General features: G+C 46.7%; 24 protein-coding genes and 1 pseudogene. 18 read left to right on the forward strand and 7 right to left on the reverse strand.

The genetic code is table 11. The features are described from left to right. Positions 1 to 458: 458 nt before the first annotated feature. Complete coding sequence (locus tag U5R06_18690) at positions 459 to 1,202, forward strand: TMEM175 family protein (protein ID MDZ7724770.1); 744 nt, start codon at positions 459 to 461, stop codon at positions 1,200 to 1,202. Between the two features lie 162 nt (positions 1,203 to 1,364). Here U5R06_18690 and U5R06_18695 read toward each other — a convergent pair whose 3' ends face one another. Then, the gene (locus U5R06_18695) at positions 1,365 to 2,123 is read right to left on the reverse strand and encodes a phosphatase PAP2 family protein (protein ID MDZ7724771.1); all 759 of its coding nucleotides are present in this window, start codon (positions 2,121 to 2,123) and stop codon (positions 1,365 to 1,367) included. A 151-nt stretch (positions 2,124 to 2,274) separates the two neighbouring features. Here U5R06_18695 and U5R06_18700 point away from each other — a divergent pair, with 151 nt between their 5' ends. From U5R06_18700 to U5R06_18735, 8 genes are all read left to right on the forward strand, one after another. Then, complete coding sequence (locus tag U5R06_18700; protein MDZ7724772.1) at positions 2,275 to 3,654, forward strand: aldo/keto reductase; 1,380 nt, start codon at positions 2,275 to 2,277, stop codon at positions 3,652 to 3,654. Between the two features lie 143 nt (positions 3,655 to 3,797). After that, entirely contained in the window at positions 3,798 to 4,508 is a 711-nt protein-coding gene (gene upp / locus U5R06_18705) for a uracil phosphoribosyltransferase (GenBank protein MDZ7724773.1), read from the forward strand. After that, positions 4,495 to 5,334 carry an RluA family pseudouridine synthase gene (locus U5R06_18710; GenBank protein MDZ7724774.1) on the forward strand — a complete coding sequence of 280 codons (840 nt, stop codon included), beginning with the start codon at positions 4,495 to 4,497 and terminating at the stop codon, positions 5,332 to 5,334. The genes upp and U5R06_18710 overlap by 14 nt, the downstream gene beginning before the upstream one ends. Positions 5,335 to 5,350: 16 nt before the next feature. After that, positions 5,351 to 5,473 (forward strand): hypothetical protein, encoded by a 123-nt coding sequence (locus tag U5R06_18715; GenBank protein MDZ7724775.1) that lies wholly within the window; start codon positions 5,351 to 5,353, stop codon positions 5,471 to 5,473. A 292-nt stretch (positions 5,474 to 5,765) separates the two neighbouring features. Further along, positions 5,766 to 7,355 carry a BamA/TamA family outer membrane protein gene (locus U5R06_18720; protein ID MDZ7724776.1) on the forward strand — a complete coding sequence of 530 codons (1,590 nt, stop codon included), beginning with the start codon at positions 5,766 to 5,768 and terminating at the stop codon, positions 7,353 to 7,355. 71 nt (positions 7,356 to 7,426) lie between these two features. Continuing rightward, the gene (locus tag U5R06_18725) at positions 7,427 to 8,269 is read left to right on the forward strand and encodes a LiaF-related protein (protein MDZ7724777.1); all 843 of its coding nucleotides are present in this window, start codon (positions 7,427 to 7,429) and stop codon (positions 8,267 to 8,269) included. 118 nt (positions 8,270 to 8,387) lie between these two features. Next, the gene (locus U5R06_18730; protein MDZ7724778.1) at positions 8,388 to 8,888 is read left to right on the forward strand and encodes a hypothetical protein; all 501 of its coding nucleotides are present in this window, start codon (positions 8,388 to 8,390) and stop codon (positions 8,886 to 8,888) included. Positions 8,889 to 9,065: 177 nt separating this feature from the next. Continuing rightward, positions 9,066 to 9,473 carry a hypothetical protein gene (locus U5R06_18735; GenBank protein ID MDZ7724779.1) on the forward strand — a complete coding sequence of 136 codons (408 nt, stop codon included), beginning with the start codon at positions 9,066 to 9,068 and terminating at the stop codon, positions 9,471 to 9,473. A 42-nt stretch (positions 9,474 to 9,515) separates the two neighbouring features. On the opposite strand, the gene U5R06_18740 is transcribed toward U5R06_18735, so the two are convergent. Continuing rightward, a complete protein-coding gene (locus tag U5R06_18740; GenBank protein MDZ7724780.1) occupies positions 9,516 to 10,682 on the reverse strand; it encodes a peptidase C1 in 1,167 nt (388 codons plus the stop codon). Positions 10,683 to 10,899: 217 nt separating this feature from the next. Between U5R06_18740 and U5R06_18745 the strand changes: the two genes are divergently transcribed. The 5 genes from U5R06_18745 to U5R06_18765 all read left to right on the forward strand — a co-directional run bounded on the left by U5R06_18745 (position 10,900) and on the right by U5R06_18765 (position 15,812). Continuing rightward, positions 10,900 to 11,619 carry a MerR family transcriptional regulator gene (locus U5R06_18745; GenBank protein ID MDZ7724781.1) on the forward strand — a complete coding sequence of 240 codons (720 nt, stop codon included), beginning with the start codon at positions 10,900 to 10,902 and terminating at the stop codon, positions 11,617 to 11,619. Next, positions 11,612 to 12,901, forward strand: coding sequence for a DUF6051 family protein (locus U5R06_18750; protein MDZ7724782.1), 1,290 nt, complete (start codon positions 11,612 to 11,614; stop codon positions 12,899 to 12,901). Before U5R06_18745 ends, U5R06_18750 begins: the two co-directional genes overlap by 8 nt. A 334-nt stretch (positions 12,902 to 13,235) precedes the next feature. Next, positions 13,236 to 13,886, forward strand: a complete 651-nt coding sequence (locus U5R06_18755; protein ID MDZ7724783.1) for a helix-turn-helix domain-containing protein — start codon at positions 13,236 to 13,238, stop codon at positions 13,884 to 13,886. Positions 13,887 to 13,997: 111 nt separating this feature from the next. Continuing rightward, positions 13,998 to 14,375 (forward strand): PQQ-binding-like beta-propeller repeat protein, encoded by a 378-nt coding sequence (locus tag U5R06_18760; protein MDZ7724784.1) that lies wholly within the window; start codon positions 13,998 to 14,000, stop codon positions 14,373 to 14,375. Between the two features lie 318 nt (positions 14,376 to 14,693). Continuing rightward, positions 14,694 to 15,812, forward strand: coding sequence for a PQQ-binding-like beta-propeller repeat protein (locus U5R06_18765; GenBank protein ID MDZ7724785.1), 1,119 nt, complete (start codon positions 14,694 to 14,696; stop codon positions 15,810 to 15,812). Between the two features lie 123 nt (positions 15,813 to 15,935). Here the strand turns inward: U5R06_18765 and U5R06_18770 are convergent, their stop codons facing one another. Then, entirely contained in the window at positions 15,936 to 16,634 is a 699-nt protein-coding gene (locus tag U5R06_18770) for a hypothetical protein (protein MDZ7724786.1), read from the reverse strand. Between the two features lie 130 nt (positions 16,635 to 16,764). Further along, positions 16,765 to 17,496: a DoxX family membrane protein gene (locus U5R06_18775; protein MDZ7724787.1), complete on the reverse strand. Its 732-nt coding sequence runs from the start codon at positions 17,494 to 17,496 to the stop codon at positions 16,765 to 16,767. A gap of 470 nt (positions 17,497 to 17,966) precedes the next feature. Between U5R06_18775 and U5R06_18780 the strand changes: the two genes are divergently transcribed. Both U5R06_18780 and U5R06_18785 read left to right on the forward strand, forming a co-directional pair. Beyond that, on the forward strand, positions 17,967 to 18,503 hold the full coding sequence (locus U5R06_18780; protein ID MDZ7724788.1) for a hypothetical protein: 537 nt from the start codon (positions 17,967 to 17,969) through the stop codon (positions 18,501 to 18,503). Positions 18,504 to 18,666: 163 nt separating this feature from the next. After that, on the forward strand, positions 18,667 to 19,236 hold the full coding sequence (locus U5R06_18785) for a carboxypeptidase-like regulatory domain-containing protein (GenBank protein MDZ7724789.1): 570 nt from the start codon (positions 18,667 to 18,669) through the stop codon (positions 19,234 to 19,236). Positions 19,237 to 19,625: 389 nt separating this feature from the next. Here the strand turns inward: U5R06_18785 and U5R06_18790 are convergent, their stop codons facing one another. Next, positions 19,626 to 20,150 (reverse strand): transposase, encoded by a 525-nt coding sequence (locus U5R06_18790; GenBank protein ID MDZ7724790.1) that lies wholly within the window; start codon positions 20,148 to 20,150, stop codon positions 19,626 to 19,628. Next, positions 20,089 to 20,412 carry a phage integrase N-terminal SAM-like domain-containing protein gene (locus U5R06_18795; GenBank protein MDZ7724791.1) on the reverse strand — a complete coding sequence of 108 codons (324 nt, stop codon included), beginning with the start codon at positions 20,410 to 20,412 and terminating at the stop codon, positions 20,089 to 20,091. The genes U5R06_18790 and U5R06_18795 overlap by 62 nt, the downstream gene beginning before the upstream one ends. 316 nt (positions 20,413 to 20,728) lie before the next feature. Here U5R06_18795 and U5R06_18800 point away from each other — a divergent pair. Together U5R06_18800 and U5R06_18805 are read left to right on the forward strand one after the other, a co-directional pair. Further along, a pseudogene (locus U5R06_18800) lies at positions 20,729 to 22,295 on the forward strand (N-6 DNA methylase). Beyond that, a complete protein-coding gene (locus tag U5R06_18805; GenBank protein ID MDZ7724792.1) occupies positions 22,292 to 22,819 on the forward strand; it encodes a restriction endonuclease subunit S in 528 nt (175 codons plus the stop codon). Before U5R06_18800 ends, U5R06_18805 begins: the two are co-directional and overlap by 4 nt. Positions 22,820 to 23,019: 200 nt before the next feature. Here the strand turns inward: U5R06_18805 and U5R06_18810 are convergent, their stop codons facing one another. After that, positions 23,020 to 25,110 carry a M3 family metallopeptidase gene (locus tag U5R06_18810; GenBank protein ID MDZ7724793.1) on the reverse strand — a complete coding sequence of 697 codons (2,091 nt, stop codon included), beginning with the start codon at positions 25,108 to 25,110 and terminating at the stop codon, positions 23,020 to 23,022. Positions 25,111 to 25,176 lie beyond the last annotated feature (66 nt).

Below are 25,176 nucleotides of genomic sequence, written 5' to 3' on the forward strand. Positions count from 1 at the left end.
GAGCTTTGCAGTCATGCAAAGAGTGCAGACCAGGCCGGATGAGCCCTTTTCTTTCTCAACAATCCTCTTTATTCTCTTGTAAATAAACCGTTTGATTACTATTTTTATGTCACAAATACGTGTTCAACCTGAAAACCAGTCGAAAGGCGAAAAAATAACAATGCCACTCGTCTGCTTTAATACACCATTCACGTGTAGCCGAATTCGAATGAGGCGCATGCCTTTTTAGCTTATGCCTGTTTCCGCACCGGCGAGTTAAAAAAAAGGTGAAAATAGTTAAAGAGAAAATCCTGGATTCGAATTCTGACAATAAAACCACCAACATGCTGAAACAAAAAATTGCACAAAAATAGTATTAAACCATTGAATCCATTATGCATTCAATATTCATGCAATCAATTGTTTCTCATCACCCGGATGTTTGTGTACAATAAACGCGTAATCAAGAGGATATTCCTATGCCAGAAAAACCAGACAACCAACAGTATGAACACGGATTCCGGCTGCGGGGCATGGAAATGACGCGCCTGGAGACGTTCATGGATGCAGCATTTGCGTTTGCTACTACCATGCTGGTGATTGCAGGAGGCGAGATCCCGGGCAATTACCCGGAACTGATCAGTGCGTTAAAAGAAATCCCCGCATTTTTACTCAGTTTCCTCATAATCATGCTGTTCTGGACCGGACATCGGAACTGGAGTCGACGCTACGGTCTGGAAGACAGTAAAACAGTACTGATAAGCATTGGATTGATATTTGTCCTACTGGTTTATGTCTATCCGCTTCGTCTCATGTTTTCGGCGTTGTTCAACTGGATCAGCGGCGGATGGCTGCCGTCGCGTTTTTTATTGCAAACCCAACAGGAACTCGTCGGATTGTTTATCATTTACGGTCTGGGCCTTTTTGCCATGACCGGAATGATGGGATTTCTGTATGCACGCGCCAAAGCAGTCCGTTCAGCATTAAATCTTACTGAACCGGAGATTATTATGACAAACTCGGAAATCACCGGCTGGACCATTGCTGCTGCGACCGGACTGGCCTCCACCCTGTTTGCCTGGCTGGCTCCCTCCGGCATCAATGTACTGGCGGGATTCTTTTATTTTATACTGCCCATAGCCATTCCATTGATTGAATTCCGTTATAATAGGAAAATAAAATCCGTTTCAAATCAGGACCCTCAACAATCAAAATCCGTATGACAACCAATTTGGATCTCTGTACTGGGTTGATTGTCTCTCAAACAGTCGGAGAACGCACCGTGATTATGACATTAATCCCCCCAGGGGGAATTAATGTCGCAATCAACTTGCACAATCGATATTGCTCTTTTTTAAAAAAAGGAAAAATACAATACAGCCACATCACCAGCGGAACGAAACACGCAATAGCGGCGTTTGTGCTGTTTTTTCGCCGTTCTGACGATGCAATGCCGGGACAACATAGCCGATGAGTCCGCCGGCCAGAGCCCCGGCAATGACATCCGTGGGAAAATGTCTGCCGCCTAAAACCCGGCAGACCGCTACGGAAGACGCCAGCGCCATACAACCGCCCCATACCCCTGTTCTTTGAGTGTTGTCCGTTAAATACTCGCTTGTCACCGTTGCTGTATAGGTTGCCGTCGCAAAGGCCAATGAAGTGTGACCGGAAAAAAATGATTTACGGGCATCTTTTTCCAATTTATGTTGTATTGGACGATCGGGAAAATAGACATAGGGTCGAGTCCGCCGGACCAGAACTTTGGTCAAATTCGTCACACCGGCAGTGAGCACAGCCGTTTCCGCATACATCAGCGCCAGCGTACCGGCGTCGCCGCGCATATCCGTATGCGCCAGACTCAAAAGGGGCAAAGCAGCACAACTGAACAGCAAATAATCGCTCCATTCGACGGCCTTTTCGCTGTGCATCCAAACCGCGGGGCGGTCCAAACGATGAATGTCCTGTACTTTCAGCTGCTGAATCTCTGTTTCAGTCAATGCAGGCAGTTGCGATTGTACAAACAAAGACACAACGCCCGATGTCAATCCCGCTGCTCCCAAAGCGAGGTCGGTCTCAGTGTTCGATTCAAACGGTGCAGCCGATGCAGAACCCAATACGCATAATAAAATCAAGATTTTTCGCATCGCATCCTTTTTTTGTCTGGATTTTTCGGATAAAATGATTATAATACCCCCTAACATATGGGTTTCCGGCATCAAATACAACCCAAACCTGTGCAGAACAAGGAATACAGTCCGGGTATGTCCTGTTGTTTAATAAAAAAGGAGAACAGGCATGGATAAAAAATCAAATTCTTCAATCAAACGCCGCACGTTTATCAAGACTCTGCCCGCGGTCGGAGCCGGGATCGCCGCATTTCCCTATATTCATTGCGGGAATTCAAGACCAAAGCCCATGACACGTTCATTCGGCCGGCTGAATCATAAAGTCACCACCCTGGGACTGGGCGGACAGGCTTCGCTGCAATGGACCCCGTCTGATGTAGATCCGGTGCCTATCATTCTAAAAGCGTTTGATCTCGGCGTCAATTATTATGATACTTCCAACTTGTATGGACCCAGCCAAAGCAATTACGGTAAAGCCTTTACGCAGTTGGATATGATTCCCGGTAAAGCCGGATATAATGAATCCCTGCGCCGATCCATATTTCTAACCAGCAAAACCCATCTGCGCATGGGCAAAGGCAGCAGTTCTCTGGAAAACGTCAACAACTGGAGCAACGGCGACGGAACCGGCGCCGTGGATGATCTGAAACGCAGTCTGAGCCAGATATTCGGAGACGGCGAAGGTGGATATCCCAAAGGCGCCTATCTGGATATGATCCTGCTGCACAGCGTAACCAGCATGAACGACGTGGAAGCCGTTTATACCGGACTTTATGATACCGATGCATCAGCCGAACAGATCGGGGCTCTGGCAGCGCTGCGCGATTACCGCGACGGCAGCAATTTAACAGGACTGAATCCCAAAGAGGAAAAACTGGTTCGACATATCGGATTTTCCGGGCATTATTCTCCACCGGTGATGATGGAATTGATACAGCGGGACACGGAGAACGTTCTGGACGCCGTATTGGTGGCCGTGAATTCAAACGACAAGTTTTATTTTAATATGCAAAATAATCTGCTGCCCATCGCATCAGCGAAAAACATGGGTATTATCGGCATGAAAGTGTTTGCCGACGGCGCCATGTACAGCAAAGGCGCTCACTGGTCCAGAGAACCCAAACACGTGGTGCGCACGGTGGGTTCTTCCGAACTTGAAAGCGCTCCGCTGGTCCGCTATGCTCTGACGACCCCGGGTGTGCACACGGCAATCATCGGCATCGGTCAGATCAGTGATGACCCCGCCAAATGCCAGCTGCAGCAGAATTACGCCGCAGCCCAGGTTGCACCGGACGGCATGACTGAAGAAGAACGCGCGATACTTGAACAGCGAACCAAGCAAATCAAAGGCAGCAAAACCAATTACTTCCAGAGAGAATACGTTCCTCTGAGCGCTCCCCAAAATCCCGGCGCGGTTTATCATTCAAGGCAAGGGTGTTCGCTGAAATGGGATACGGCATTTGCCGGGCAGCATCCTCTGGATCACTATGAAATCTGGCGCAACGGCGAAAAACTCGGCGAAGTCACTACATCAACCGCAGGTGAGTAAAACGCCGTTTCAGTTCACTGATCCCGGTACATACGAATCATCTTTTCGATATACCGTGGTCGCTGTGGATCAATCGGGACTGCGTGCAGAATCTGATCCGCTGAAAGCTGTCTGAAACCGACCCTAAAACCTGGAGAGCGCTGATGAAGAACGTTATCTGTGTGGAACACCCGTTATCTGAACATTCATTAACCATTTTACGGGACCGTTCAACACTGACCGCGGACTTTAAGCAACGCACGCAAATCGTCACCAATATACTGTTTGCAGAGGCCACGCGCAGCCTCGCGGTTAAAGAGAAAACCGTATCCACTCCGCTCACGGATATGACCGGGCACATCATCAAGGACAATATTATCCTGGTTCCGGTCCTGCGTGCGGGGCTGGCCATGCTGTTCGCCGCTCAGCAGTTTGTGCCCTGGGCAACGGCGGGCTTTATCGGACTGGAGCGGGATGAAGAAACCGCCATAGCCCGGGAATATTATCAGAAATTTCCAGAGCATTTGTCCAAAAAGAAAACCATTATTCTGGATCCCATGCTGGCCACAGGGGGGTCGCTGCTGAGTACAATCAGCGCTCTCTATGACAAGGGCGCCTCTGACATTGAGATCATCTGCATCGTAGCCGCTCCGGAGGGCTGCGAATTGATTGCGAATCATTATCCGGATATCAAAATTTATACAGCCGCACTGGATTCGCATCTTAACGATCAAAAAATACATTGTGCCCGGACTGGGAGATTTCGGCGACCGGTCTTTTGGTACCGATTGAATCATGAGCGGCTGCAATCCCCTGACAGGGGGGGCGGCCGTTCGAACTCCAGCTCACTCTTGATACACTATGGACGCTCATAATCAAACCATGATATTTACCGTTCCCGAGCAGACGCAAAAGGAACGGCTTGATAGATTTCTGTCTGAAAAGCTGACCTCCGTTACACGGGCCAAATTAAAGCGCCTGATTGATGAAGGACATGTGTTTGTAAACGGTGAGAACTGCAAGGCCGGATTTGCGCTGCGCCCCGGAGATGAGATCGTGGTGCATTTTCCGCCGCCGCCGCCTTTGAACCTGCAGGCAGAAAATATCCCCCTGGACCTCCTGTATGAGGATGAACATCTGCTGGTGGTGAACAAACCGCCCGGCATGGTGGTGCATCCGGCGTACGGTAACATGACAGGCACCCTGGTGAATGCACTGCTCTATCACTGCAACAACCTGTCGGATGTGGGCGGCAGCATGCGGCCCGGTCTGGTGCACCGTCTGGATAAAGACACTTCCGGTTGTCTGGTCATTGCCAAAAATGATGTAACGCATGTCGGTTTGGCCAAACAGCTGTCCGCCCGGAAAATGGAGCGAGAATACCGGGCCATTGTCTGGGGCCACGTGATGCAGGAAAACGGCACCGTAAAGGCAGCAATCGGGCGGGATAAAAAAACGCGTATCAAAATGCGCGTTGACGAGTCGGGCAAACACGCTGTGACGCATTTCAAAATCCTTGAACACATGGCCCTCACCTCTTACATTCAGCTGAACCTGGAGAACCGGCCAAACCCATCAGATCCGCGTGCATATGATGCATTTGGGACATCCGGTATTTTCGGATTCGAATTACGGCGGGCGCGGCAAACAGCTGAATCAGCTGAACCACAGCCAGGTCCAGTTTGTCAACAAGCTGTTTAAACAGTACAAACGGCAAATGCTGCACGCGCGCACCCTCGCTCTGGTGCATCCGGTCACCGGCCGGGATATGCGCTTTGAAGCTCCCATCCCCGAAGATATGAGATCACTGCTGCAGATTCTGCGCAAAACAGATGTGTAAAATATCTACCGGCTGTGTCTTTTTCACTGTGTAATTTTCCTACACCTGCAATCTGCAAAAATAAACATATCCTTTAGCTTATAAACGCCATCATTTTTAAATACTGTTTATATTATACTTATATAATTTTTATGCACCGACGTTCTGTTCTGTAAAACTGGCACAGGGATTGCCTGTATTCTGATCAACAAACGAACAGACGAGGTAAGACATGCATACGAACAATCCAAGAGGAACCTTATACACACTTTGGTTTACAAGCGCGGTCATTATTCTATTGACTCTATTTTTCATGAACCTAGTTTTTGCATCTGATGATGCGTTTTATTCCGGTCTGTCCGATGCAAAGCAGGATGTGGCCGAACGGATGCAGAAAAAATATCTCGGTGATGCGGATGAATTGATGAGATTCAACGGCGATGCCGAAATCAAGACGGATGAAACCATAACCGGACATCTGTTTATCGTATCCGGTACATTGAACATTCAGGGACGCGTTCAGGGCGACGTGCTGGCCGTATTTGCGGATGTCGAACTGGGACGGCAGGCGCTTGTTGAGGGTGACATTGTCATCGTAAACGGTAAATTATGGAACCGCGACGGCTCGATTATACGCGGGGACATTGTAAAGACCACTGTGCCGTTGGAAGCAGGCGAAGCAAAAGATCATGAGGTCATCCGGCGCCGGGACGATGAACCTTACACCAACAAACGCGACTGGCTGGACGACGATCATGAACCGATGTATGCTGATTACAATCGCGTAGACGGCCTGACCATCGGGTATTCCCTGCCCCAGCGCGGCTGGTGGGCTGAAGAAAATCATCGATACGCCATACTCGGATGGGGCGGATATTCCTTTGCCAGCAAAGACTGGCAGTATAAACTGGCGCTGGAACGCTGGACTCAGTCCGACCACCGCTTTGGAATGGGCATTGCTCTGCATGATTATACCGCCACCCAGGATGCATGGCTGAACTGCGATCATGAAAATGCTCTGGCTGCCGGATTGTTCAAATCGGATTACCGCGATTATTATATCCGTTCGGGATTCGGCATTTACGCCGGTCAAACGTTGGGCCGCCGCACTCTGCTCAAGCTGGGTTATTATGAAGATGAGTTTTACAATATTAACAATCATACCAACTGGGCCCTGTTCGGCGGAAAACGCAATTTTCGTGAAAACCCGTCCGCTCTTCCTCCGGGACTCGTTGTTCAGAAAGGTAAAAACGCAAGCATGCTGATCAAAAGCATAAAAGCTGAATTGACACTGGATACCCGTGATGATCCGCAGACGCCGACGCGCGGCTGGATGATCAACGGTCTGGCTGAAAAAACGGCGGACGACATCGGTGATAATATCAGTTTTGAACGCTATATCCTGGATATCCGGCGCTATCAGCCTCTTAGCTGGGATGAGGTTTTATCCATCCGGGTGCGCGGTGCAACCTCAAGCGGACTGCTGCCCCCCCTGTATCTATTCGATCTCGGCGGTATTTCTACACTTCGAGGTTATAAATTCAAGGAATTTACAGGAGACCGGATGCTGCTCGGTAATATCGAATATCGTATGAATGCCAGTAAAGTGAAAGTGTTTGACTTTGATATTATTCTGTTCCTGGATACCGGCCTCGCCTGGTTTGCCAACGAAGACAATCGCCGTTATGCCAACGGTTGGATGCCTGACAAAGGTTCTCTAACTGATGCCAATAATATCGATCCCCGGGACACCTTTGACCGGTTAACCTGGAAAGATATGAAAACCGATGCGGGAATCGGCCTGGCTGCATCTGATAACACCTTTCGCATTAACATAGCCCGGCGCCTTGATAAACGCGGCAGTGATTTCTATGTGACATTCAGAATTTGTAAAACGTTTTAAAATTTGGAAACCTGTGTTACTTTTAACCAATGATTACGTATATTAAATTAGATTTATAGAAAGGTGATATTATGAAACAGTTGAGTACCATCATTCTCGCATGTTTTTTAATGCTGACCGCCCGAACGAGCACAGCCTTTTCCATGATCGAATACCAAGACACCTTTGTAATCAAAGATCATCTCTCACTGGAGCTGGATATTGACGGAGCCGAACTGGAGGTGCGCTCGCATGCCTCAGTCAATCAATGTCAGGTCTATATCGAATACTCGAAAGAAAACTGTGATGTGGATGTGCAGTTTAACCCGGAACGCGGCACCTTGCACGTATCGACAGACAGCGATTTCTGGAAAATGAAAAACAATAAAGGCAAAGCACCCAGCGTCAAAATTGACATACCAACCGGCGTTAAAGTGGAAATCGATGCCAATATCAAGGCCGGAGAGATAGAGTTTAAATTCGGTGAAATTCATTTAACCGGGTTTGAATTGAGAAACTGGGCCGGAGAAACCGCCATCGAGTTTTCCAAACCCAACCGTGAGCTCATGAAAAGCTTTGACGTCAATTGCAAAGTCGGTGAAGTCAATCTTTTAAATCTGGGCAATGCCCGATTTGAAGAAGCAGAGATCAACAGCGGGATCGGGGAGCTGAACGTGGATTTTAGCGGCGATTTGTTGGAAAAAGTGATGGCCCGGATTGATCTGGACCTCGGTGAAACTCATATCACAGTACCGGAAGAACCGGGTGCGAAATTGCGCGTATCCAAAACATTTATTGTGGCGGAAATCAATATCGACGACTGGTTTAATAAAGAGGGTCAGTATTACTATTCAAAAAATTATCGAACAGCGGAAAAATCCCTGTACCTGATCATCACCACCGGTCTCGGTGAATTATCGATAGACAGCATCTGAAAGGAGGACCTATGACTGGAGATAAAAACACTGCAGTAACTCAAGAAATGTCAGTGTCAGCGACTGGTTTCATAAAGGCTGGGACCTGTTCACATCTGATACGGGCACGTTTGTTATTATGGGACTGATATACCTGGTCATTGTCATCGTCACCAGCAGCAGTCTGGTCGGAGAATTCCTGTTTCTGGGACCGCTGCAGGTCGGCATATTTCTGGCCTGCTTTAAAAAGATGCGCGGTGAAACCGTCCGCATCGGGGACATTGGACAGGGATTCACCTTTTTTGTGGCCGCTGTGCTTTCGAGCATTCTGATTACCGTTTTTTCTTTTATCGGATTTTTGCTGTGCATTATTCCCGGCTTTATTATCATCGCATTATACATGCTCACACCGGCGTTTATTGCTGAAAAAAACCTTGATTTCTGGTCAGCAATGGAAGCCAGCCGAAAAACAGTTTCTCAATATCTGCTGGAATTTGTATTGCTGACTCTAGTACTGTTGGGTATCAACCTGCTTGGCGCTCTGGCGCTCGGCGTAGGCCTGGTTTTTTCCATTCCCCTGTCCTTCGCCATTATCGCCGCCGCCTATGATGAACTTGTAGGTCTGGAGCCCCAATCCTGAATCTAAAAAAGCACACAGGGAACCTGTGTGCTTTTTCCTCCTTTTTTCCACACTTTTGGCACAAAACGTGCTATTATTAAAAGAAAAACTTGCTTTCTGTGAAAATTTTAAGTAAATTTTATTACAATTGTTTACATTGGATAAATATTAACATCTTGGGGTAGCAAAATGGGACAAATGCAACTACTCTTAATTGTGCTAACGGTTATTCTGGTAGGCATTGCCGCAGTGATCGGCATTTTTCTGGTTGGAAGCAATATCGCATCAGCCAATGCGGACCGGGTGGTCAGTGACCTCCTGGATATGGGTTACAAAGCACGCTCTTATTTTACCAAACCGGAATTCATGAGCGGCGGTGAACAGGATTTCAGTAACATCACAATGGGCGATGTGGTGCCCAACCCCCCTTTTACCGGCACGGTGTTTACCAATGATAACGGCAGCTACTCTATCGATTCGAAAGAAATAAAGTTACTCATCCTTGAAGGTGTCGGCAGACATGACTCTGACAAGGATGGAACAAATGCAACGTTTCACCTCTATGTGTCACCGGATTCGATCAAGTTTACAACCATTTCCCGCTAATCACCAAAGAACAATTCCTGAATCTTGCCTGTACGACGTTTATCATGATTCAAACTCTGCCAACACGTCTTGAACAGCGTCTCTGTGAACCATATAAGCGAGTATTTTTAGTTTTATATAATCGCCGTGAAAAAAATGGTAACCGTTAAACTCTCCACGCCAGGCACTGGAAGCCGAGTCTTTGATCAGAAACCAGTCTTCTCCCTGGTATCGTTTGTAACCGATCAGATGCACACCATGATCATCTGTGCTGGATTCATTGTAAAAGCGCAATTCCCGGGCGCTCTGATCGATAAACGCCGATGGAATATCAAAACTCGGGACAACCGCGATATCATGCCAGCCGTATTTGCCCGGTTCCGAAACATCTCCGGCGATGGCCGCCGTATATCCGTTTCGAATCGCTGCTTTCAAACTGTTGTAAAACACATCTAGAGGGACATTGTAATAGTCTTTGCTGTGCCAATAATTGTCAGGCACCCGATATTCGGCCATCTCCCAGAACGGAGCGTATTTGAACGAAATCAGAGCCACATAGTCATTCAGCGGTATTTGCAAAATCTCGCTCGCATATTCTTTCGGTGTTACCTCACGGTCGTCCACGTTAATGGTTTGCGGCGGCACACCCAAATGACGATTCAGGATCATGCGCACATTGGCAACACCCTGGTCTTCGTTCCAGAGCGCATTCCGTTTCACATAATCCAGATAATCACTGATCTCATCAATCAGATCGGCATGATCATAGACCGTCTGCACTCCGACCAATCCGCTGTAATCCTGTTCCCGCACCGTTCCGTATTGTTTGATGCGTTCGATGACCGCATTGTGCTGCGAGCCTTCCGCCACCAGCGATTCCCCATGCGTTCGGAAATATTCACGCACTTTTTCCACATATTCCCAATACACGATATACATACGGGACAATTCCACTTTACCGCGTCCCAGGCGCTCCAGTTCGGATTCCAGAAAAGAAATAGCGGAAAAACACCAGCAGGTGCCCGTGGTATCCTGCCGAACCGGCGGGACATGAAATTCCGGATCATAAGCCTCTGGATCACGCACATGTGGAAACTCTTTGACATCAAAGGTGAGTATTTCTTTTTCTTCACCCCAAAAATTCACTCGGGTCTCATAGCGTGCCGTATCCGGCTCCCGGGCAATCAGAACAGCAGCGAAAAGCATCAGCAAAAAAACAAATCTCATCATGTTATCCCGTAATTTTTCATCATCTTTATTTTTTGAATATGCATATTTTTTTGATAAAATTCAAGCCATTCCGCCTGTCGATCAAGAAATGCATTGATCAAAACCTTTGCTGATTTTAAGCAAAAAATGCAAAATACTTCTTGACACTTGGGCGCTATTATCTTATATTCTATACGTTCACGTATACTTTTACTAATCTTAAACGTTGAGGTTCGTTTTGCAGAACAATATATACACCCGGCAGGAAATCATGAACAAGACCGGGGTGACACCCGAACAACTAAAGGCGTGGCAGTCCTTTAAATTGCTGCAGCCGGTCGGATATACGGATGACAAACAGCCGGTTTATTCTCACCGTTTACTGGAACAGATCGAAAAAATCAAAGGTCTGTTGGATATGGGCTATGAGTTGTCTGATATTCAGAAAATTATACGCAAAATCGGCTTGCCGCAGGCAGAACAGAAACCGGCGGTACCTGCAGATGCGTCATTTCTAACCGTTGGAACCCTGGCGCAACGCGTGGATGCGAGTCCGCGTACCCTGAAATACTGGGAAACCATCGGTATTATTGAACCGGATATGCGCAGTGAGGGCGGTTTCCGCCTGTACAGTGAACACTGGGTGTATCTATGTCAATTGATCAAAGATCTGCAGTTATTCGGCTATTCACTCGAAGAGATCAAAGAAATATCCGATTATTTCCGTGAATTAGCGGTACGCATGCAGGGCCATCTTGAGGCTATCAGCAAATCCACCGCTGCCGCACAAATCCAGGCCTGGCAGCATGAGATCGACGCCCTGTTTGAAAAGATAGAACAGTACAAACAGGGCATCCAGCGCTGGGAAGAATTATTAAAGCGCAAACGCAAAGAAATCAATCAACTGCAATCCCAGAACCAGAAACGACCGGATTCGAAAGGAGCTTCACATGCGTAGACTGATGCCCACTGGATACAAAATCCCTTTTTTCGTGATGCAGCGTCCCTCATCGTCAATGCATCCGCATTCAGAAGAATTTGATTATTTACGACGCACCTTTGACCGATCAAACTCGGAACAAACGTTAAAAAACGGCAGCAAAATTTTGCATATTCCATTTGATTCTGAACATAAATCAACTCCCGCGGCCGGACACCGGCTGGACAACCGGGATCATGTTTTTCAGGCGCTGCTTCGCTATTACCTGTCGCAAAATCAGTATTCGAACAAGTATATTTTCAACACCCTGCAGGCCCCGGACACTCAAGTGGACGAGAACCGGCATTTTCATTTCAGTTTATTCACACCGGATGCGGAGCCGGCCCGTGATATAATTATCCTGCTGCATGGTTTGAACGAGAAATCCTGGGACAAATACCTGCCCTGGGCGCGGTCTCTGGTCGCACTGACCGGCAAAAGCGTGCTGCTGTTCCCCACCGCCTTTCACATGGACCGCACCCCCAAAGCCTGGAGCGATCCGCGTTTGATGTCCCGGGTCGCCAAAGAACGCCGGGAGCTGTTCCCGGACGCCTCCGAGATCTCGTTTGCCAACGCCGCCATCAGTCACCGTCTACAGTTTGCGCCGGAACGCTTTCTGCTCTCCGGGCTGCAAACATTCCACGACATTCAGAAGCTGACGAAAAAAATCCGGGCGGGAAAATACCCGCAGATTTCCTCTGACGCCAGCATTGATTTCTTTGCCTATTCCATCGGCGCCATGCTGGGGCAGGTTTTATTGATGAGCGATCCGAAAAAGTTATTTTCTGACAGCCGCCTGTTCATGTTTGCCGGCGGCGCTTCTCTCAATCTGATGAATCCGGTGTCCCGAGCCATCATGGACCGCAACGCATTCGCGTCCATCAATGAATTTTACGGAAAATTACTTGACCAGGAGAACAGCGCCAGCCTGTTTGATACGCAAATTGATGCATTCAAATATTTCAAAAGCCTGCTGCACGACGAACGCATGCAAGTTGCCGTGCGCCGCAACCGCTTTAAACAGATCGGCAAACGCATCATGGCCGTTCCGCTAAAACATGACAAAGTGATCCCGCCGCAGCATGTGCGGACAACCGGACAGGGCAGGCACGGCAAATCCTTATGGATATGCAAAACCCTGGACGCGCCGTTCCCTTACAGTCATGAAGACCCGTTTCCGCTGTCCCGGGAACAAAGTCTGGTGAATGCGCAATTCAACAAGGTCATGTATCTGGCTGCGGATCATTTGGGCAAATCGTAAGGTCAAAGGTCGTTGGGTCTAAAAGTCAAAAGTCTGAAACTCCAGAAGGAAAAGCCATATTATTTGGAGTGATGATTCATAAAAAGTATTTCAGCTGCTCGACTTTATTTAGCAGTTCAATCTCGTAGTACAGCTGATTTTGCTGTGCTACGAGTCGTTACAGCGGGAGTTTGAATCCTAATCATTCAGTTTACAAAACAGACGGCTTGACGCTTGTTCGACTTTTAGATTTTTACACAACCTGATGGCTTGTCTCCTCTCAATTTTTTCTTTTTTTTAAAACAGATTTGAATTTTACATTTTTTTTGATAAATTCATATCCAAATAATTCCCCATGCCAAAACAATTATTTTATATGACAGTTGATTTTCTGGACATATTGCTGTTCGTGCTGTTTTTTCAGTTGTTATCGTTTGTTCCGTTTTTATCCATCGAGTATAAAAAGCGCAACCATGCGAATCTGTTTCTGGCCCTGTTCCTCGGCGCCAAAGCGCTGTGCATCAGCAACATGCTGGCGTTTCGTCATTATGATTTCTTTTTCCAGCATTTCCCGCACTTGTTCATTTTCGGCAGTTCCTTTACTATATTATGGGGGCCGCTCTTGTATCTTTACACGCGCGCTTTGGTATTCAAAGAACACAGGATGAGAAAAACGGATGCTCTGCATTTTGTTCCGTTTCTGCTGCACTTTACCTATTTGAATCCAGATCTGACATTTGAACATCTGTCCGAGATGACACATATCCCGCTGCGTTCATTATCCGAGGTATTGAACCGCACCCTGAACCAGAACTTTTACGAATTTATCAACAGCTACCGAATTCAGGAGGCCATCAGCATGTTCTCCGACCCATCCGCCCGGCACAGCACTATTCTCGAGACGCTGTATTCGGTTGGATTCAACAGCAAATCATCATTCAATCATTTTTTTAAAAAATCCACAGGCATGACCCCTTCCCAGTACCGCCGCCTCTCCAAAGCATAAATAAAACGTCCGGCTCGATGCACTCCGGGTTCATCCGGTCGAATATATACTGTGAAATGGCTATCTTGGCCGCGAATTCACAATTATATTCAACCCAAATTCGGAGGAATCATGAAAACAATACATATCCTGATTGCAGTAATTGTAACCGCGTTATTTTTAACTCCTGTCGCGGAAACCGGTATTCAGGCAGCCGACGGCAACACCTCGGCTTTTACTTGGACATTCAAAACCGCAAAAGGTATCAACGCCTCGCCCACGCTTGTTGACAGCACCCTGTACATCGGCGGTCTGGACCAGAATTTTTATGCGCTGGACGCAGGCACCGGCAAGGTAAAATGGCAGTATCAAACCAAGATCCGGTATCCGATCCGATGCGGCAGTATGCGGCGACTGGGTCTGTGTCGAAAGCGGCAATCAATTATACGCATTCAGCCGCTACGGCGACCTGAAATGGGAATTCCCTCTGGCTCCAACCGCAGCCAATAATACCTTTGACAACTGGGATTATTATCACTCATCTCCCGTGATCGTCGACAGCATCGTGTACATTGGAAGCGTGGACGGTCTGGTGATCGGCGTAGAGCTTTTAACCGGCGAAAAAGTCTATCGCATCCAAACCAAAGGGAAAAATATCATTCGCACCACTCCGGCCGTATCCGGAGACACGCTGTTTTTCGGTGATTATCACGGTGTCATGTATGCGTACAGCCGGTCCAGCGGTGAAAAAATATGGGAATACAACACGTATCCTGAACGGGTCTGGCATAGCGGCGCTCAGATTTACCGCGCATCCGGTGATCTGGAATCAATGCCGTCTTTACAGGCGGACGCGGTAGTGCGTTATATTCATTCCGCACCACTGACGGTTCCAAACAATGGAAATTCAGCAGTCCGACAAAACAATGGATTGTGGGCGGTCCTGTACTGGATGACGATGTTCTGTATATGGGTACCTCGGATCAGCACCTCGTGCGTGCGTTTGACGCTGCCACCGGGACAGTGCTTTGGGAGACCGGAGTGGATCAAAACATATTTGCCGCACCGGTGTACGATGATTCCTGCGTCTATGTGGTCACAGGAGCTGCATACGCCGACGGCGGCGGTTCTGTCTATGCACTTGACAAACGAACCGGTGAAAAACTGGCCAAACTGCGCCTGCCGGACAAGGTCTTTTCCTCCCCTGAACTACAAGACGGCATCTTGTATTTCGGATGCAGCGACACCTATATCTATGCCATTCAAGTCGATGTTTTGCGCAATCTCCCTGAATTCAAACCGGACCCGGATGCCAATATAAATCTGGGCGACCTGGACATAGGTGGAACCGTTGACACATCAGGCTGGACGCTGTACAACAGCGGCGCGTTGTCTGATTCGATACAAATTTCCCTGCGTGGATTTTACCGGAATCCGACCTCTGATACAAGCGTTGTCATGCTGACGCCTTCCTGCTTTCGGATTCAGGCGCAGGATTCACAAAAAATCGACATACAAATCAATACGGAAAAGCTTGAGCCCGGCAGTTATTTGTATTTTATTACATTTACGCCACAGATCGGCGCTCAGTTTGTAAAAAATATCAGCTTTCGGGTGAATGATCCCAGTGCCGTTGAGGATGAAAATCCGGCCACAGCAGATCAATTCGCGTTGCATCAGAATTATCCGAATCCTTTTAATCCATCTACAGTGATCCGATTCACCCTAGCACAAACAGCCCATGCCTCGTTAAAAGTTTACAATACATTGGGACAACAGGTGGACAAACTGATCAACCGAACGCTGGATGCCGGTTTGCATAAAGTCAACTGGACACCCCATGATCTCTGCGACGGTGTGTATTTTTATTCGCTAATGGTGAGCGACCCGAATGACGAATCCAGAATCGTTAAACAGGACATGAAAAAAATGATCTATATCAAATAGGCGCAGCATTTCCCGTTTAAGAATGAACATGCAGAATAACGGATTGGTCAACGAAAAAGTCATTAAAACAACAACGGGAGCTTTAGGCTCCCGTTGTAATTTGATCAAGTTGGAAATTCAGAATCAGGCATACCAATTGCGTTTACGGTTCTTTAGAGTGTTCAGTGTATTGACGGCAATATTGACGTCATCCACAATTTGAAAATCAAACATGCCCACACAGATAAAATCTGCGCCGTTCTCAAACGCAAACCGGAATCCATCCTGCGGATGAATGGCGCCGCCGGCGAGCACCTTGAATCCGATGAGAGGAATTTGTTTGTTTTGCATAAACTCGACGGTTTCTCCCGGAAACAAGCAGAACATATTGTCATGGAACTGATCATGATCACCGGACAGGTTGCCGTCCACTGAGAACGGAATACGGTTTTCTTTGGGATGCGCCGACCAGTACTGGTCATGATGCAGAGTTTTCATATAAAAATCCGGTTCAATCCCGGCCCGGTCGCAGGCCATAATCGCCTGGATGGAATGCGCGCCGAGACCGGCTGTATAGCCCTGCTGTTGGATATAGTCGATGCATTTCTGCAGCACATCAATCTCACCGTCGCGCACCCGCCAGTCACAGCAATTGCCCTGAATCTGTACCAAATCCACACCGGCATCGATCACCTTGTCCACGTGACTGTAAATATCATCCGCGGTGGGATGAATCTGGGAGATGGTCTGCAGCTTACTGCCAAAGATACTTTTGTATTTATTAATCAGAGGAAATTGGGTATGGGTGATATTGATGGTATTGATTCCGGCTTTTTCAGCCAACTGCAGGGTTTCAAATACTTTTTTCTCCGTGTTGTAGGCTTTGAACAGAGACGAGACATAAATGAGATCGCGGGAATGCGCCCAGCCGCCGATGAGATTGCCGCCGATAAACAGACGGCTGATCTCATGCTCACCGAATTTTGCCTTTGGGCAGTTCGCCTTTTAAATCCTTGATCTGAGAGTCGCTCACCGTAATGGTGGCGCCGCTGATGGCATTGACTTTTTCCCATTTGTATTTTTTCACCGCGCCATAGGCAAATCCGCCCAGCACCGGCAGAGTCAAGAGATGGGTCAGCACACCGCGCCGGTCCGCGGAAAAGGATTCCGCTGGCGCATGATGGCGCTTGGATAAATGCTGGATATGAGTTAGCAGACGCCGGATACCAAAATACGAATCGGTGGGAAACAGGGCAATCAGCAGCAGTCCGGCCATCTCTACCACATTTTTATTGATGAACAGATAATGCCCTTCTTTGGCCACACCAAAATCCGTGCCGATAAACGGTGGATTCGCTGCATAATACAACAGCAGCATCGCGATGCCGAACAGACCAGCGGCGCGTGAAAAAACGCCCAGCAGCAGCGCCAGACCGATAAGCACGAGTCCGGCCATATTGAGAATATCCACAATCTGCAGCACCTGGGCGTTCGCCGCCATGGCGTGAAACAGATCAGCGAAAATCCAGCGGGACTGCTGCAGATAGGGCGCTGCGCTCCAGTCCGGGATCAGGATTTTCGACACGCCTTCATAAAGAAAATGCCAGCCGATGATCATGCGCAGCAGCACCAATGAGAGTTTGCGCAGATTCGTTAATCGTTCCGTATTCATCAATTTGCCGTTCGGGGCGGGTTTGCGTTTCATGGGATTGTTTCCTTTACTGCCAGGGGTATTCAAGTACAACGTTGAGACGTTTTTCAATTTATCTAATATAAGAATTGTGGTTTAGAATTGCACAAACTTTTTCTGAATGGATAGGGAAAAACCGGTTGACTGCATGAAAATTAAAAAGCCTGAATTTACCGCAAAAATCGAGGTAATATTGCAGCCACTTTAGAAAAGACGGAATTTTATCAACTGTTATTTTATTATTTTTTAAATATTCAAAATAACGTTTTCTGATAGATTCAGAAATATTTTGCATAACGCCCCCTTTTTCCGTTTATCATTACAGTTGCAGTGCTAAACGATATGTTTAGCATTCAAGAGTGATAAGAAATTTATTTGATAAAAGCAATGATTTTTATTGATTTTATAACTAAATTTCAATAGTTTCTTTTGAATGCGCATAAGAAACTGTATACTTACTGGTTAGCCATCGATAAAGGGATATAGTGGTAGATAATAGCCATACTGAACCTCTGAATTCACTTAAACCTCAAGAGATCAAATCCAGGCTTCTGGCAACTAGTATCATTCTATCCTCATATGAAATTATAAAATCAATGGTTTTACCGAGAACAAAATTTTCATTTTTAGTCGGTTTTGGATATGGCGGCGACAAATATTCCGATGATTACGAAAAAGATGTATTAACTCGACACGATAGCCCATTAATAGCAAGTGCAAAATATTTAGCTGAGCATTATGAAGCAATTACGCTTGATGATGTCGATCAGATCATAAAAATGAGAGATATGAGAAATCGTATCGCGCATGACCTCCCAACCGTTTTGGTAAAGGAAGAATTCATAGACTTAATTGAATTCGTAAAAAAAGCTCGTAATTTGGTTTTTAAGCTCGATAATTTTTGGATGTATATCGAAATTGGGCACGACCCGGAGCATCAAGGGACTGACTGGGACACAGCCTATAGCAACGCAACGATGTTTATTGACCATCTAATTGGGTTAGCCGAAATATATCAGTAGTAAATTGGCTAACAAATCACTGGTGCCGACCCAAAAAGCCGGGCGGCACAGTTCAATCGTTAGGGCTGTACAATTCATCAAAGAATTCGAATCATTTTAAAATATTCACACAAAAAAAGGACGTTATCAGTGAAGATTATCTCGTTTATTTCTAGCTCTATTGATGATTGTACAGTTAACACAGAATAAGCTTTTTAGTCAAGACCAAAGTGGGATTATCAAAGGGACTGTTATTAAACTTGAAAGCGGTGAGAAACTTCCAGGAGCGAACATAATTGTGACTAACACGTTATTTGGGGCATCTTCAAATTCTGATGGAGAATATCAAATCACGGGATTAGATACAGGCACATACAACCTTGAATGTAATCTAATTGGTTATAAATCAATTTCAATTACTGATATCCAAGTCAAAGAGGATAAACCAACAGAAATTACTTTTTTGCTCTCCCCCACCACTCTGGAACATGATGAGATAGTTGTAAGTTTCGAAATGCCTAAGAAAATGCCCAACAAAAATAAGTATGATATTGATCCAGATTTTGCCATTATCGTTGATGACTCGATTGATCCAGATATGATAATCGCCGTCGATCCTTCCGTCGATCCCGGTATTTTTTTGAATTCCATCAATCCCACAATGGGAGTAAAATCAAGCAATGATACATTGAATATAAGGATACTTGATTTAATAAAAGATAAATCAAAATCAAAAAAAGAAAAAGAACACTGAAAACCAATGAAGATTTATGTGATGCTGCAAATCGAAATAATTTCTTCATTAACTTAATCGATCAAGCAGTAAGGCAGCCCTAACGAATAAGCGTTGCATTCGACCTGAACGCAGTGAAGGTCGATATGCGAACGCGGGGTTGGACTTGGCCCTGACGACTCGCAGCGAGTTTTAGTAGTGGAGTTGTAAGTTAATGGAATTTACATTTTGGGGAACGCACTCTACACAACAGTTAAAAACTGTTCAGAAAATATATCTCGGAAAAAATCCCTTAGAAAAATGAATCGTATCAAATCCTGAGCAAGGTTCAAAACAAGCTGTAAACAAGGCAAAACTACTGTTTTCTAATATAAAAGACATACGTCACCCATGTCATTGAAAATGATTTTTTAAAGTTTTGAGATTGTAAGCCCAATGTTTGGAGGTCCTCTTCTTTTCGGGATTTCCGCGACAAAAATCAGTGCATGTCCGCAGTCAGGGCATTTCATGATTTTATCGTCTGTGATTAAATCATCAATATTTGTTTGTAAACGTTCACCGATCAGTTCTTTGACATATGCCAATTCACCTCGTTTTTTGGTGGCCAATATTCCGAAATAGCGCACTTTTACAAAGCTTTTTGGAAGAATATGCTGTAAGAACAGATATATGAATTCATTGGCATCCAGTGACCGGGTTTTCACGGTATCTGTTTGAGCATCTTTATAGCGGAATGTTACCTTGCCATGTTGTAAGTTTATTATGTTTTTGTCAGAAATGGCTACACGCATGATGTATGGTGCCAAGTATTTAGGGGTGGGATAGATTATTTTGAAAAGAAAAAGGAAATTAAAAGATATAATCCCACCCCCCTTAAGAGCTGATTGTCCGTTTCCAACTGGTTTGATATGACAAACCCATTTCTTTTTTTGCAATTTTAGCAGCATCCTTGGCTTCTTTGAAAGCAATTTGTATACTTGTCAAAGGAATAGGTTTATCAGTGGTTGGCATAGCGTTTCCACCACGGCCAGGTGCCGGGAATATCCATTTTGGATTTCGATGTGTTTTGTTGTAGAGGAAGTATTGGCGCAGTTCCTCTTCGGTGATTTGATCAGGTGGTTTTTGGTAATGTGTTGAAAGTTGAGCAATAGAACGAATGTACATTTCAATTGTTCGTTCCGATTTACCCTGTGAGATATAATATTTTCAAAAATTGAATATCTAAAGCGTTCAACTGATTCTGAATAAAATCTATGACGCTAGTCTATCTCACGGGGCAGGTACCTTTGAGTTGCATGTCTTCAGTCATACGTGTACGCCAGTCAGTCATCGTGAACCTCCTTTTAAATAATGTGTTTGTGGTTCACGATGGCTGCAATTTTTAGACAAAAGTGCCCGCCCGTTTTCTGGGCGGGCTTGGTTCAACGAGGTGCTGCACCGTACTGGCAATTCCGCTGCGCTCCATTCCCGCCGGTGATGGCGGTTATATAAATAAAAACAAAGGGTGTCAGGATTGAAACAAAAAAAAATTACTCTCTCCCAGCTTGAGTCTTTTCTGTTAAAGGCGGCTGATATTTTGCGTGGGAAAATGGATGCTTTGGAGTTTAAGGAATTCATTTTTGGTATGTTGTTTATTAAACGTTTGTCTGATGAGTTTGATCGGAAGCGGAAGCAGTTGCGCCATGATACTTTTGCGCATTTGAAGGATCAGCCTGAATTGTTAGAGGAACTGCTTGAGGATAAAACATCCTATGGTGAGACTTTTTATGTGCCGAAACGTGCCCGGTGGCATGAGACCTGGGTAGATGAGGATGGGAATACGGTTCCCGATTTGTAATATGAATATGATTCTTCATAATATCAGTCGTTTCACCATTGAAAACGGTGATACGCTGGAGGATCCGCAAATACTGGAGAATGGCCAGATTCGTAAATTTGACCGTGTGCTTGCTAATCCCCCTTTTTCACAGAATTACAGTCGAGCCGGCATGAAATTTACACATCGCTTTCGGGAGTGGGCGCCTGAGACGGGTAAGAAAGCCGATCTCATGTTTGTCCAGCACATGCTGGCCAGCCTCAAAAGCAATGGGCACATGGCCACTATTATGCCGCATGGCGTGTTGTTTCGTGGCGGTAAGGAAAAGCTGATTCGGGAAATATTTATCAATGATGATGTCATCGAGGCGATTATCAGTCTGCCGCAGGGGCTGTTTTACGGAACCGGCATTCCCGCCTGTGTGCTGGTCTGCAACAAAAACAAACCGGATCAATTGCGAAACACCGTGTTGTTCATTAACGCAGACCGTGAATTTGCCGAGGGTAAGAATCAAAACAAACTGCGGCCGGAAGACATTGAGAAGATCGACACCGTTTTCACCCAAAAGCTGGAATTCCCAAATACAGCCGGTTGGTAGATACCTCAGAGATTGTTGAAACTGCACAAGAAAAAGCCGCCTATGAGCCGGATGAAGACGAGAAGGTCAGCGCCACGGTTATCAAAAAGGCGTTGAAGGCGCTCATTGATGATTTGAAGGATACGGCCGGCGCATCCGCGAAAAAAGAGCTTGATGAGCTGATAAAACAGGACGCAGCCATCAAATCGATCGAGAAAAAAATCAAAGACGCCAAAGCCGCACTGAAAGAGAAAACTACCGAACTGATACTGAAACTTGAATTAAAACGTCTGGGCGCTGAAGGGTTTACGGAAGCTGATTCGGAAGGTGGAACAACAGATTGCTGATCTGGATGCCAACAATAAAGCGGATAAGAGGAAAATCAACGCATTGCAAAAAGACAAGGAAGCTCTTCAGGCACGCATTGACAGAACAGATGCCCTGCTGGCGGAGATTGGCGGCCAATTGACCGATGAAGAAGCCAAACTTTTAATTTTGAAAAAGCTTTACGACATTGGCGGCCGGGAACTGGAGCGGTATCTGAACACGGAAAAACGGGCACTGATTCAGGGAGTTGAAAACCTCTGGAATAAATACGCGATTAGCAGCCGAAAGCTTGAACAGCAGCGGGAAAAGACAATTGAGGAATTGAACGGGTTTCTGAAAGGATTGGGGTATCTCCGATGAAAGCCTTTGAAAATATTATTCTCCCGAGAGTCGGTGAACTTCGCATGGGTGAAACGATCATTGAGAAGGACTGCACAGGTGAGGGATTACCGATCTATTCAGCAGATAAAAGCAACCGTCCTTGGGCATATTCAACACATTTCAAGCGCCTAAACCAACCCGGGACAATCGTTATTGGGGCGAGAGGTACAATTGGCTACCCGAGACTTCCGAAAGAAGCAGCATTTGGTGCAACTCAAACTACGATTACGCTCAAACCAGATTCAGAAAGCTTTGTGCCAAAGTTCGTTTATTACGCCCTTCAACAACTCGACTTTTCGGTTCTTGGTGCTCAGCAGGCGATACCGATGCTCACAGTCGGCAATTTGGAAACGGTCACTATTCCCTGGTTCCCCAAACCCGAAAAATCCAAAGTCATTTCCACGGTTGATCAGGCCATTGAGCAGACGGAAAGCCTGATTGCCAAGCAGCAGCGTGATTCCGACACAAAACAAAGTTTCGTGAGCAATGACGTGCCAAAATGATTTTTTTGGCCCGAGAGGGTGTAGAGATGATGCCCGGACAGGATTAAAAGTCAATGCAGAAATCCTGAGAATAAAAATATTGATCTTTCGTAACGGCGCCATTGTTCTCAAGAATACCCCTAAACAGCATCGCCCGGAAGCTCCCGGGCGATGGTTGTTTGTCATATACCTATTGTGTCAAATTTCTTTGGTGATCCGGACTATTCGAGTCCGCGCCGCTCCAGCAGCGGTTTAATCGTCGGTTCATGGCCGCGAAAGCGTTTGTACAGCACCATGGCATCATCCGAGCCGCCTGTTTCCAGGATATATTTACGAAAGCTTTCAGCGGTTTCCGGGTCAAACAAACCGTTTTCCTTGAATGCCTGATACGCATCCGCGTCCAGCACCTCGGCCCAAATATAGCTGTAATACCCGGAGGAATATCCGCCGGAGAAAATATGCATAAAATAGGTGCTGCGGTAACGCGGGATGATCTCGTCGATCAGTCCCAGGCTTTTCATGGACTGATCCTCAAACCCGTTTACATCCAGCTCCTGCTGTTTTTCCAGAGTATGATAATCCATATCCAGGAATGAGGCTGCCAGGTACTCGACTGTGGCAAACCCCTGATTAAAATGCTTGCTCTTGTCCAGTTTGGCGATCAGTTCATCCGGCATGGGTTCGCCGGTTTTGTAATGCCAGGCGTACTTCCTGATCACGGACGGTTCAGCCGGCCAGTTTTCCATGATCTGGGACGGCAATTCAACAAAGTCACGCGGCACCGAGGTGCCGGATACGCGCGGATAAGTGCATTGGGACAGCAGGTTGTGCAGTCCGTGCCCGAATTCATGGAACAGGGTTTCGACATTGTCATAGCTCAGCAAAGACGGCGTATCTCCGGACGGCTTGGGGAAATTGGTGACAATGGACACCACCGGCAGAATGCGCTCGCCGTCCACTTTCATCTGTTCGCGAAACGAGGTGCACCAGGCGCCGCCGCGTTTGCTGGCGCGGGTGTAAAAATCCATGTACAGGATCCCGAGCCGCGTGCCGTCCCGGTCAAGCACCTCAAAGGTCTCCACATCATCGTGATACACCGGCAGGCTGGTCAGAGGCCGAATTTCAAGGCCGAACAACCGGTTGGCCAGATCAAACGCGCCGTCGCGCATGGCGGTGAGTTTGAAATAGGGTTTCAATTCTTCTTCGCTCAGGGCGTATTTCTGCTGCCGGACTTTTTCCGCGTAATACCACCAGTCCCAGGACGCCAGCTTAAAATCATCGCCCTGTTCATCGATCATCGCCTGCATGTCCGCAGCTTCCTGTTTGGCCACTGGCAGGGCCGCGCCCCAGAGTTTGTTGAGCAGACTGTACACACGCTCGGGCTGACCGGCCATATTGCGGTCCAGGACATAATGGGCGTGCGAGTCATAGCCCAACAGATGCGCTTTCTGCACGCGCAAATTGACAATATTGCGGATAATGCCTTTGTTATCATTTTCATTGCCGTTATCTCCGCGCATCATTACGGCTTTGTAAAGTTTTTCGCGCAGGTCACGCCGCTCCGAGTATTGTAAAAACGGAATCCAGCTGGGTTTGTGCAGGGTGAACACGTATTTGCCAGAGTGTCCCGCGTCTTTTGCAGCTTCAGCCGCGCTGCTGCGCAGCCATTCGGGCAAACCGTCCAGGTCGCTTTCCTCCAGTATCAGCTGGAAATCATTCGTCTCGGCCAGCACATTGTCACCGAACTGGATGGTGGCCAGAGACATCTGCTGGTTGATATCGCGCAGGGTATCCTTGTCCGTTTCTGACAGATCCGCCCCGCCGCGGACAAAATCTTTATAGATCTTTTCCAGAACCGTTTCCTGTTCGCGGTTCAGATCAAATTTATCTTTTTTGTTGTAAACGGTTTTCACACGTTTGAACAAATCCGCGTTCAACAAAATACTGTCGTAATGAGCGGACAGCTTGGGAGAGATTTCTTTGGCGATTTCTTGTATCTGCGGATTTGAATCCGCGGAACGCAGATTATAAAATACCAATTCGATCTGATTCAGTTTTTCACCGCTGTAATCCAGAGCGGCAATGGTATTTTCAAAGGTGGGCGGCTGGGTGTTTTCAACAATCGCTTCAATTTCCTGATTATGATCTTTTATCGCCTGTTCAAAAGCAGGAACAAAATGTTCAACCTGAATGCGATTGAACGGCGGTACCTGAAACGGGGTATCAAATTCCTGTAACAATGGATTCTCCTTTGCGTGAGCTGTAAACAAGACGACCAGACTCAATAGCCAGACAGTAGCAGCAGATTTCATATACAATCCTTTCCGGTTAAAATAGGGTTCAACACTTTGACGTCATTTTCCATTCAATGTTCCCGC

This window comes from candidate division KSB1 bacterium (assembly GCA_034521575.1).
In the GTDB taxonomy this organism is placed as follows: Bacteria; Zhuqueibacterota; Zhuqueibacteria; order Residuimicrobiales; family Krinioviventaceae; genus JAXHMJ01.

What these genes read in the sequence shown, in the direction of transcription:
- U5R06_18700 (MDZ7724772.1), top strand. Translation starts at nt 2,275, where the DNA reads ATGGATAAAAAATCAAATTCTTCAATCAAACGCCGCACGTTTATCAAG.
- upp (MDZ7724773.1), top strand. Translation starts at nt 3,798, where the DNA reads ATGAAGAACGTTATCTGTGTGGAACACCCGTTATCTGAACATTCATTA.
- U5R06_18715 (MDZ7724775.1), top strand. Translation starts at nt 5,351, where the DNA reads ATGCTGCACGCGCGCACCCTCGCTCTGGTGCATCCGGTCACCGGCCGG.
- U5R06_18755 (MDZ7724783.1), top strand. Translation starts at nt 13,236, where the DNA reads ATGCCAAAACAATTATTTTATATGACAGTTGATTTTCTGGACATATTG.
- U5R06_18750 (MDZ7724782.1), top strand. Translation starts at nt 11,612, where the DNA reads ATGCGTAGACTGATGCCCACTGGATACAAAATCCCTTTTTTCGTGATG.
- U5R06_18730 (MDZ7724778.1), top strand. Translation starts at nt 8,388, where the DNA reads ATGGGACTGATATACCTGGTCATTGTCATCGTCACCAGCAGCAGTCTG.
- U5R06_18695 (MDZ7724771.1), bottom strand. Translation starts at nt 2,123, where the DNA reads ATGCGAAAAATCTTGATTTTATTATGCGTATTGGGTTCTGCATCGGCT.
- U5R06_18725 (MDZ7724777.1), top strand. Translation starts at nt 7,427, where the DNA reads ATGAAACAGTTGAGTACCATCATTCTCGCATGTTTTTTAATGCTGACC.
- U5R06_18690 (MDZ7724770.1), top strand. Translation starts at nt 459, where the DNA reads ATGCCAGAAAAACCAGACAACCAACAGTATGAACACGGATTCCGGCTG.
- U5R06_18740 (MDZ7724780.1), bottom strand. Translation starts at nt 10,682, where the DNA reads ATGATGAGATTTGTTTTTTTGCTGATGCTTTTCGCTGCTGTTCTGATT.
- U5R06_18775 (MDZ7724787.1), bottom strand. Translation starts at nt 17,496, where the DNA reads ATGAAACGCAAACCCGCCCCGAACGGCAAATTGATGAATACGGAACGA.
- U5R06_18720 (MDZ7724776.1), top strand. Translation starts at nt 5,766, where the DNA reads ATGAACCTAGTTTTTGCATCTGATGATGCGTTTTATTCCGGTCTGTCC.
- U5R06_18785 (MDZ7724789.1), top strand. Translation starts at nt 18,667, where the DNA reads ATGATTGTACAGTTAACACAGAATAAGCTTTTTAGTCAAGACCAAAGT.
- U5R06_18810 (MDZ7724793.1), bottom strand. Translation starts at nt 25,110, where the DNA reads ATGAAATCTGCTGCTACTGTCTGGCTATTGAGTCTGGTCGTCTTGTTT.
- U5R06_18805 (MDZ7724792.1), top strand. Translation starts at nt 22,292, where the DNA reads ATGAAAGCCTTTGAAAATATTATTCTCCCGAGAGTCGGTGAACTTCGC.
- U5R06_18760 (MDZ7724784.1), top strand. Translation starts at nt 13,998, where the DNA reads ATGAAAACAATACATATCCTGATTGCAGTAATTGTAACCGCGTTATTT.
- U5R06_18710 (MDZ7724774.1), top strand. Translation starts at nt 4,495, where the DNA reads ATGGACGCTCATAATCAAACCATGATATTTACCGTTCCCGAGCAGACG.
- U5R06_18735 (MDZ7724779.1), top strand. Translation starts at nt 9,066, where the DNA reads ATGCAACTACTCTTAATTGTGCTAACGGTTATTCTGGTAGGCATTGCC.